General features: G+C 65.9%; 7 protein-coding genes and 1 pseudogene. 3 read left to right on the top strand and 5 right to left on the bottom strand.

The genetic code is table 11. The features are described from left to right. The 5 genes and pseudogenes from F3J14_RS31560 to F3J14_RS31580 all read right to left on the bottom strand — a co-directional run. Positions 1–952 (bottom strand): annotated as a pseudogene (locus F3J14_RS31560) (chemotaxis protein CheA); the annotation flags it as partial. Positions 953–996: 44 nt separating this feature from the next. After that, a complete protein-coding gene (locus F3J14_RS31565; RefSeq protein WP_166726262.1) occupies positions 997–1278 on the bottom strand; it encodes a hypothetical protein in 282 nt (93 codons plus the stop codon). Positions 1279–1354: 76 nt separating this feature from the next. Further along, on the bottom strand, positions 1355–1945 hold the full coding sequence (locus F3J14_RS31570; protein WP_166726263.1) for a hypothetical protein: 591 nt from the start codon (positions 1943–1945) through the stop codon (positions 1355–1357). A 111-nt stretch (positions 1946–2056) separates the two neighbouring features. Next, positions 2057–2383 carry a hypothetical protein gene (locus tag F3J14_RS31575; RefSeq protein WP_166726264.1) on the bottom strand — a complete coding sequence of 109 codons (327 nt, stop codon included), beginning with the start codon at positions 2381–2383 and terminating at the stop codon, positions 2057–2059. A 1804-nt stretch (positions 2384–4187) separates the two neighbouring features. Beyond that, complete coding sequence (locus tag F3J14_RS31580; protein WP_166726265.1) at positions 4188–5114, bottom strand: AraC family transcriptional regulator; 927 nt, start codon at positions 5112–5114, stop codon at positions 4188–4190. Positions 5115–5294: 180 nt separating this feature from the next. Here F3J14_RS31580 and F3J14_RS31585 point away from each other — a divergent pair, with 180 nt between their 5' ends. The 3 genes from F3J14_RS31585 to F3J14_RS31595 all read left to right on the top strand — a co-directional run bounded on the left by F3J14_RS31585 (position 5295) and on the right by F3J14_RS31595 (position 8688). Next, positions 5295–5756: a (2Fe-2S)-binding protein gene (locus F3J14_RS31585; RefSeq protein ID WP_012366480.1), complete on the top strand. Its 462-nt coding sequence runs from the start codon at positions 5295–5297 to the stop codon at positions 5754–5756. A gap of 2 nt (positions 5757–5758) precedes the next feature. Beyond that, the gene (locus F3J14_RS31590) at positions 5759–7969 is read left to right on the top strand and encodes a xanthine dehydrogenase family protein molybdopterin-binding subunit (RefSeq protein ID WP_166726266.1); all 2211 of its coding nucleotides are present in this window, start codon (positions 5759–5761) and stop codon (positions 7967–7969) included. Between the two features lie 320 nt (positions 7970–8289). Continuing rightward, a complete protein-coding gene (locus tag F3J14_RS31595) occupies positions 8290–8688 on the top strand; it encodes a winged helix-turn-helix domain-containing protein (RefSeq protein ID WP_166726267.1) in 399 nt (132 codons plus the stop codon). The last annotated feature ends 242 nt before the right edge of the window (positions 8689–8930 follow it).

Raw genomic sequence — 8930 nt, forward strand, 5'->3', positions numbered from 1 at the left:
TAACCGGTGCGGCTGCGGCAACCGGCACGGCAGCAGGCACGATGGCAGCCGCTTGCGACGCCTTCACGGCAGCCGCTTGCGTCGCGGCAGGCACCGCACTGACGGCCGGCGCGGCGATCGACGGCGCGGGCATCGGCACGGGTGTCGGCGCAGCCTGGACCGCGGTGGTGGCCACCGGGCGCGTCTGCGCGGGCGCGGGTGCAGCGCCATCGAGCGGCGGCAGGCCCATGCGGTTGCGCACGATCGGGTCGCGATACTTCACGTCGTCGGCCACGGTCGCTTCGACGGAAGGCGCCACGTTCGAGCGCGCGAGCGGCGCGGTCGTGCCCGGGCACAGGTGGCCGGTCGCTTCCACCGCGCGCCGGTTCGCATCGCTCTGGCAGAGCAGCGCGAGCGCGACGTCGGTCAGCCCCATCGCGCGGAATTCACGCGCATCGAGACGACGCACGCAAGCCTGGTCGACCAGGGTCGTGCCGCCCGTCGCGCCGAAGCCCGGGAACGACACGCCGACGCTCACCGAGCCCATGCAGGTATCGGACAGCGTGGTCGTGAGGCCCGGCGCCTGGATCGCCGGGTTCGTCTTGATCGTCTGGGTACCCGAATAGTTGACGTTTTCCGCCGCCTGGGTGTTGTACGGGCTGGTGCCGGGCGTGCCGGCCGCGAGCGAGCTCGTGCTCTGCGGCGTCACGCTCGAGCCGCCGCTCGTGGAGGACGGCATCGTCAGGTTGACCTGGACGCTCGAATTGCCGCTGCCTCGAATCCCGCTGCTGCTCGTGGCATTGCCGCCAGTCGTGGTGTTGGTATTCATGCTCGCCCCGCCGCCGAGGCTGACTGCCGTCGACGATGTGGACGACTGCGCACTTGAAGTCGAATCGGCTGTCTGCGCTTGGGCACCCATCGTGGCCATCGCGAACATCGCCGCGCATGCCACCTTGATCTTGTTGCTGTTCATTTCATTCTCCGGACGAGGTTTGACCTCCCACCCAGGCAACCGTGCTACTTCCCCTGAATTCCTTCAGATTTGCCTGCTTCCCCGAACTGCTTCCAGCCGCTACCCAGCTGGGACCACGAGCCGCCCGACATACCCGGCCATTGCGGCCCCCCTGGCGCACCGATGGCACTGCCCGACGAAAGCGTTTGTTGTTGTGACGGTTTGGTTGCCTGGTCAGGGTTGTTTGACGTCTGCAAATTCGATTGCACGTCGTCGGCAGCACGGTCAGCGCCATATGCCGTCAGAGACGCGAGCATCAGAGCGGCGGCAATCAGTTTCTGCTTCATGCCAACTCCTTACGGTGACAACAAGGCGATGAAAGAGACCAGCGTCGCTGGGAAACTGGTCCCCGCAGCACCCGAATCAAGGACTGCCGGCGGTCGCACCGGAGCTGCCCTGACTGCCGCCCGATGCGGACGGCGATCCGGCCGGACCGGTACCCCATACGGTCGACGTGTTGTAGTGGTTCGAGCCCGCAATCGTTCCCGACCCGCCACTGCCCGTCATCCCTGCGGCACCCGCGTTGGCAACGCCGCCGTCGTTCGCCCCGGTTGCCGTGTAGTGGTTCGCGCCCAGTACGATCGTGGCGGTCACCCCTCCCGACAGCGCATTGGCGTTCTCGCTCGTGTTGCCGGTTCCACCGAACGAGCCTGCGGCACCGATACCGCCGCCTGCTGCGAACGCGCCCCCGTTCGAGCCCGAGCCGCTGGCCGTCGAAGTCGAATTGTGGAAGGCGGATGCCGTGCCGGTGGAACCAGCGGGGGTCACGGTACTTCCCGCGTTTGCGCCCGCTACGGAAGTCGAGTTGCTCGTATAGCTGCCGGTGCCGACCAACACCGAACCCGAGACACCTGTTGCAACGGATTGCGTCTGGTTGAAGGTCGACGGTCCGGACGCCAGGACGGCCGACGACAGAACGGTGAGCGCTGTCGCTAAAAAAACGTTGGCTTTCATAGCAATTCCTTGCTGTGAGGAAGTTCGGTGGCCAGGGCGCCGGGCCCGCCCTCGCGGGACGAAACCCGGCATCCGTGCCACCACTCCATGACGACCGCTATGCGCCGCGGCTTAGTAGCGATGCAACGTCCAGCCGGTCGAGCCGGCAGTCGCGCCGCTCGTGCCGCCGGCTTGTGCGCCGCCAAAGCCGAAACCGCTCACCGTCGACGTGTTGACGTGGTTCGTGTACGAGAGCGAGCTACTCGCACCGCCACCCGCCGTTGCACCGGCTGCGCCGAGTGCCGCGCCAGAGTCCATGGCCGTGAATGACCCGTTCCCGGCAACACCGGCCATCGTCTGGCCGCCGCTCGACGACATGCTGGACGAAACCGTGCCGCTCGCTGCAAACGCTGCACTCGAAACCACCATCACTGCTGCTGCAATCAGAAGCTTCTTCATGGTCGACTCCATAACGGCGTGGACGGAACAAGCAAGGAAAGCTGCACGCCTTCAACTTCCCTGCCTTGAGCAATCCTCATAAATAAGGATCACTATCTAATTACAAAGAATCGATTCTCGCGAATCCGACACCCGGTAATTTTTGGCCAGTCGAAGTTTAGGTTCGTATTTTTTAGTTTTCCGAACTTTTTTATAAGCGTTTTCGATAAGGCTTATCGATTTTCAACTACCAGAAAACAAATTGCGTCACGCACCCGGAAACGAGAATTCACCGTTCCGGATTAGTCGTTTTCGAAACTCGCTCACGCGGCATGCCGGCACACGGCGTCCGCTTCAGCAATCGAAAATGCGCGAATACTGTTATCCACCGAAAATGCAGTGCCATTGAAACCGTGCGCGTCATCGCGGCGATTACGGGCCTGCATGACAGTCAGGTGGCATCGTTTCTCCCTGAGCTACCGATCGAATATCTTCCCGGCAATTCGGCCGACGGTCGTTTGAATTAGTCCAGCCGGCGCCGGTGTTTTTCCGGCGCGATCGCTACGGCCCCGCACGGTCGAAGATGAATCGGCGTCAAGCTGTCCGGCACGAACAGCCTGGTCCATCCGGGGGAACGGAACGAAGATGCGGAGGGGCGCCGTTGTGGGCCGGTCGTCATGCGCAACGACAGGTTCGCCAGCGCGTGCAACGCACGGAAGCCGGGAAACCGGCAGCGACGAACCCGCGAGGCTGGCACTGCATCGCGAGTCGTACTACACCCTGTCCGACTACCCCAAGGGTGCGCAAGGAAGGCGCGAATCAAGCTGCTGCTTCTGGTCTTCATCACTGTTTCCCCGACTGCTTATTGACGAGTTGGCCGCCCTCCATCTTCGATGCATCTGGTCGACCGCTCGCCGGTATAACCAATATCGCAAGCGGCATGCCATGCGTGATTCCACCGATGGTTGCGCGTCTCATGCCGTCCGCTGCGCCAGGATCTGTCGCCGGGAATCGCATTTTTTGTTTCAGGAATGTATCGCGGTGACCATCGGCAGCCTGCGCCGCTCGTTGAATGCCGCGCAGCAAGGCTGGAAAAGACGGACGAATGCGGCCCGCGGGGCCGCCTGCAGGGGGCGGCGAACGGGTGTTTCATACTTGCGAAGCGCACCGTCGAACATTCCGGCCGAGATGCGCTTCGGCCCCTGCAAACCGCCTGCCGCAGCCCGTTCGACCGCGTTCCCGTGCGCGGAAAATCACGAATCGAAGCGCGCGTCACCCGGTTCGGCGGGGCCGTCGCGACGGACATCGGTACGGTTGCCGATGTGCGCACCCGCCACCGCGCAACGCGATTGATTCATCCATGCAAATACCGAGGGGATCGAGCGTCGATCAACCATGCAAAACGCGCGGCAAAAACGGCTTGCACGCCGCCTGCATATCGGGGAAAAAAGACGCCACGCTTGGCGCACGAACCCCGCAACACGCTTTATCGATTTCGACTGCCTGCATTCCATTCGCCGACATTCAATGCCGATAACCATTGGATTTCATTGCCCGGATGGTGACACGCGATACGCGCGAGAAACATTTCCGAAGTGATATCGATCGAGAATCCCGTCGCCGAAACGTGTTCGTACCACGCGCGATCTACGCGGAAGGTTCGTCATTGCGCGATTTTTTTGCACGTTTCGACGGGTGGGCCCGCATCCGGGCGGCAGTTGCCTCATCCGTCCGCCCGCCTGCGGGATGCATGCGTGAAACGGAAGTTCGTGCGCGGCCCGCGAGGGAGTCGGGCTCGCCGCCATCGAAATGACCGGCGCCGCCGCTAGGTGCCGAGCAACTCCTTCTTGCGCAGGTGCACGACGTCGCGCATCGGCGGTGCGCCGAACAGCCGGCTGTATTCACGGCTGAACTGCGACGCGCTTTCGTAGCCGACTGCCGCGGCCACCGAACCGACGTCGCCGCCCTGCCGCAGCAAGAGCCGCCGCGCCTCGTGCAGCCGCAGCTGCTTCTGGTACTGCAGCGGGCTCAGCGTGGTCACGTGCTTGAAGTGATGGTGCAGCGACGACACGCTCATATTGACCGCCTGCGCGAGCGTGTCGACGCGCATCGGCTCCGCGTAGTGATCGCGGATCCACTCGATCGCGCGCGCGATCCGGTGCGTCTGGCTGCCCGCGACGGCCATGTGCCGCAGCCGCGTGCCCTGCCCGCTCGTCATCAGCCGGTACAGCAGTTCCTTCTCGATCAGCGGCGCGACCACCGGAATATCAGGCGGCGTATCGAGCAGCCGCAGCAGCCGCAGCGCGGCATCGAGCAGCGGCGGCGTCAGCTCGGCGAGCGCGATGCCCTCGCCTTCGGGGCCCGCTTCGGGCTCCGGCAGCCGCATCTCGGCCGCGAGTTCGACGATGCGCTGCAGATCGAGCGTCAGCGACAGGCACAGGTACGGCGCGTCCGGCGATGCCCGCGTGACGCGCGAGAGAATCGGCAAGTCGATCGACGTAATCAGGCAGTTCTGCGTGTCGTATTCGTAAGTCTGGCCGGCCACCATCACGCGCTTCGCGCCCTGCGCGGCGATCACGAGCGCGGCGCGCGACACGCCGCAGCCGAGATCGACCGGACGCGTATGCCGGTGCAGCATCAGCGCGGGCACGGCCGTCGAGTGGGAGCCGTCCGCCGGCGCGAAACGGCCGATCAGCGACGCCAGTTCGCGCCGCCCGGATTCGCGCGACGCCGCGATATCGGTCATGTCCATGACGGATTCCTCGCTTCATTTCCCTGAATCGCGGGAGCATAGCGAATCGCTTGCCGCCGTGCCGGGGATTTGCAGGATTGTTCAATAAATTTGCAGGATTGGGTAGACGTAAAAACCGACCGTTCGCGCACACTGCCACCTGATCCGGCGGATGCCGGGTTTTCCCCACGGAGACAAAAAATGCCCACCACGTTTGTCCTGAACGGCAAGAGCGTCACGCTCGACGCCGATCCGTCGATGCCCGTCCTCTGGGCGATCCGCGAGCACGCGGGGCTGACCGGCACGAAATTCGGCTGCGGCATGGCGCAGTGCGGCGCCTGCACGGTCCACCTGGAAGGCCAGGCCGTCCGCTCGTGCGTGCTGCCGCTCGCCGGCGTCGCGGGCAAGCACGTCACGACGATCGAAGGCGTGCAGAGCAAGCCCGCGCAGGCCGTGCAGGCCGCCTGGGTGAAGCTGCAGGTGCCGCAGTGCGGATATTGCCAGTCCGGCCAGATCATGTCGGCCACCGCGCTGCTCGAACAGAACCCGAAGCCGACCGACGCGGACATCGACGCCGCGATGAACGGCAACCTCTGCCGCTGTGCGACCTACGCCCGCATCCGGGCCGCGATCCACGATGCGGCCGCGACGCTGGGAGCCTGACCATGACGATCGAACTCGACAACCCCGATTCGGTGCGACCGTCGCGCCGCACCTTCCTGAAGGCCGCGGGCGCCACGGCCGCCGTCAGCCTGACGATCGGCTTCGAATGGGCCGGCCTCGGCCGCCGCGCGCTCGCCGCGACGGCGCCCGCCGCCGACTTCGCGCCGAACGCATTCCTGCGCATCACGCCCGACGGCAAGGTCACCGTGATCGCCAAGCATGTCGAAATGGGCCAGGGCGCGTACACGGGCATCGCGACGATCGTCGCCGAGGAGCTCGACGCCGACTGGTCGAGCGTGCGCGTCGAAAGCGCGCCGGCCGATGCGAAGCGCTATGCGAACCTCGCGTTCGGCACGATGCAGGGCACGGGCGGCAGCTCGGCCATGTCGAACTCGTGGCAGCAGTTGCGCGAAGCGGGCGGCAAGGCGCGCGCCATGCTCGTGTCGGCCGCCGCAGCCCGCTGGAAGGTGCCGGCCGGCGAGCTGACCACCGCCAACGGCGTCGTCACGCATGCGAAGAGCGGCAAGACGGCCGCTTACGGCACGCTGGTCGCCGACGCGTCGAAACTGCCGGTACCCGACAAGGTCACGCTGAAGCAGCCGGCCGACTTCAAGCTGATCGGCCATCGCATCCCGCGCGTCGACGCGTCGGCCAAATCGAATGGCACCGCGCAATTCACGCTCGACACCACCTTCCCCGGCATGCGCGTCGCGCTGCTGCAGCGCCCGCCGCGCTTCGGCGCGACCGTCAAGTCGTTCGACGCGACGGCCGCGAAGGCCGTGCCGGGCGTGGTATCGGTCGTGCAGGTGCCGGGCGGCGTCGCGGTCGTCGCGACCGGCTTCTGGGCCGCGAAACAGGGCCGCGACGCGCTGAAGGTCAATTGGGACGAAGCGAACGCCGAGAAGCGCGGCTCGGACGAGATCATGCGCGAATACCGGCAGCTCGCCACCAAGCCCGGCACGTCGGCGCGCAAGGACGGCGATGCCGACGCGGCAATCGCGGGCGCCGCGCGCAAGATCAGCGCGACCTACGAGTTCCCGTATCTCGCCCATGCGCCGATGGAGCCGCTCGATGCGGTCGTCAAGCTGACGGCGAACAGCTGCGAGATCTGGGCCGGCGACCAGTTCCAGACGGTCGACCAGGGCAATGCCGCCAAGGTCGCGGGCCTGAAGCCCGAGCAAGTGCGGATCCACACGCTGTACGCGGGCGGCAGCTTCGGCCGGCGCGCGAACGCGTGGTCGGACTATGTGGTCGAGGCCGTATCGATCGCGAAGGCGCTCGGCGCGGACGGCAAGCCGGTCAAGCTGCAGTGGACGCGCGAGGACGACATCCAGGGCGGCTTCTATCGCCCGATGTACTTCCACAAGCTCGATGCAGGGCTGACGAAGGACGGCAAGCTGGTCGGCTGGCGCCACCGGATCGTCGGCCAGTCGATCCTCGCCGGCACGCCGTTCGAGGCGTTCATGGTGAAGAACGGGATCGACGCGACGTCGGTCGAGGGCGCGGCGAACCTGCCGTACGCGGTGCCCAACGTGTCGGTCGAACTCACCACCACCAAGGTCGGCCTGCCCGTGCTGTGGTGGCGCGTGGTCGGCAGCTCGCACACCGCGTATGCGGTCGAGGCGTTCATCGACGAAGCCGCGCACGCGGCGGGCAAGGATCCGTACCTGTTCCGTCGCGACCTGCTCGCGAAGGAGCCGCGGATGCGCGCCGTGCTCGAGCTGGCCGCGCAGAACGCCGGCTGGGATCCGGCGAAACCGCTGCCGAAGGGCCGCGGACGCGGAATCGCAGTGGCCGAGGCATTCAAGAGCTATGTCGCGCAGGTGGCCGAGGTATCGGTGGACGCCGACGGCAAGGTGAAGGTCGAGCGCGTGGTGTGCGCGGTCGACTGCGGGATCGCGATCAACCCGGACATCGTCGCCGCGCAGATGGAAGGCGGCATCGGCTTCGGGCTCGGCGCGGCGCTGCACAGCGCGATCACGCTGAAGGACGGCCACGTCGAGCAGCGCAACTTCGACGGCTATCACGTGCTGCGGATGGCGGAGATGCCGAAGGTCGAGGTGCATATCGTGCCGTCGGCCGAGGCGCCGACCGGCGTCGGCGAGCCGGGTGTCGCGCCGATCGGGCCGGCGGTCGCCAACGCGATCTTCGCGGCGACCGGCAAGCGGCATTACGTGCTGCCGTTCGATTCGGGCGATAGCGCGAAGGCTTGACGGGCGGGTGAAATGCCGGCCGTGTGACGGGAACGTCGCGCGGCCGGTTTTTTATTGTCGGCCCGGTTTCGTTCTCCCCACGTTACGCCGCCCGTAACGCCCGTAACGTTCCCGATCGATGCTACGTAACAATCCTTCAATATTGCTCGGACCCTTCCCGAGCCCGCCGCGCGTCCCGCGTTAAAAATTCTTTTAGATTCAACGCTGGCGGGCCGCCCGCTCCGCTCCCGCCCTCCGTCGTTGCCCCACATGCCTTCCCTGGCCCGGAAGTTGCGGTACATGACCCGCAAACACTCCTTTACGGACATGCGAGGGCCACCATGGATTGCAAATACCTGTACATCGACAATATAAAAATCAACTTCGTGCGCCGCACGATCGAAATCGACAACAAAATCGTCGACGTCACGCCGCGCGAATTCGATGTCGTCGAATTCCTGCTCGACAACATGAACAAAATCGTGCCGCGGCAGGCGATCCAGGAAGCGGTCTGGGGCCGCGAGCTCGGCGTGTCGTCGCGCACGCTCGACACCCATATCTCGCGCATCCGTTCGAAGCTGCAGCTCGATCACGACAAGAACCTGCGGATCATCCCGATCTATGCGGTCGGCTATCGGCTGGTGCTGTTCGGCGCGGCCATGACGCACGTCGAGCGCCACGACGCGGCGCCGATCCTGCGCGCCGCGCCGCTGTCGGCGCTGGCCGCCGACTACGCGTAACGCGTAGCGGCTTACTTGCGCGCCGCCATCGCGCGGCGCGCCGGCAAGGTTTCCCTTCCTTGCGCGCCCCGCGTGCGGCATGCAGCGCCTCGCGGCCCGGCACGCCTGCCGCGCCGCGACACGACACGACACGACACGACACGACACGACCGCCGCCTCCGGGCGGCGGCCGCATTTGCGCGGGTCGACGCCGCGCGCGGCCACGCCGCCGCGCAGCAAGCTTCGTAGCTCGCCGCCGAGAG

Origin of the sequence: Burkholderia sp. Tr-862, assembly GCF_011753085.1 — a bacterium.
Taxonomy (GTDB): domain Bacteria; phylum Pseudomonadota; class Gammaproteobacteria; order Burkholderiales; family Burkholderiaceae; genus Burkholderia; species Burkholderia ambifaria.

Bases quoted from the DNA above. Each gene is read 5' to 3' on its own strand.
- F3J14_RS31595 (WP_166726267.1), top strand. From the start codon at position 8,290: ATGGATTGCAAATACCTGTACATCGACAATATAAAAATCAACTTCGTG.
- F3J14_RS31565 (WP_166726262.1), bottom strand. From the start codon at position 1,278: ATGAAGCAGAAACTGATTGCCGCCGCTCTGATGCTCGCGTCTCTGACG.
- F3J14_RS31570 (WP_166726263.1), bottom strand. From the start codon at position 1,945: ATGAAAGCCAACGTTTTTTTAGCGACAGCGCTCACCGTTCTGTCGTCG.
- F3J14_RS31575 (WP_166726264.1), bottom strand. From the start codon at position 2,383: ATGAAGAAGCTTCTGATTGCAGCAGCAGTGATGGTGGTTTCGAGTGCA.
- F3J14_RS31580 (WP_166726265.1), bottom strand. From the start codon at position 5,114: ATGGACATGACCGATATCGCGGCGTCGCGCGAATCCGGGCGGCGCGAA.
- F3J14_RS31590 (WP_166726266.1), top strand. From the start codon at position 5,759: ATGACGATCGAACTCGACAACCCCGATTCGGTGCGACCGTCGCGCCGC.
- F3J14_RS31585 (WP_012366480.1), top strand. From the start codon at position 5,295: ATGCCCACCACGTTTGTCCTGAACGGCAAGAGCGTCACGCTCGACGCC.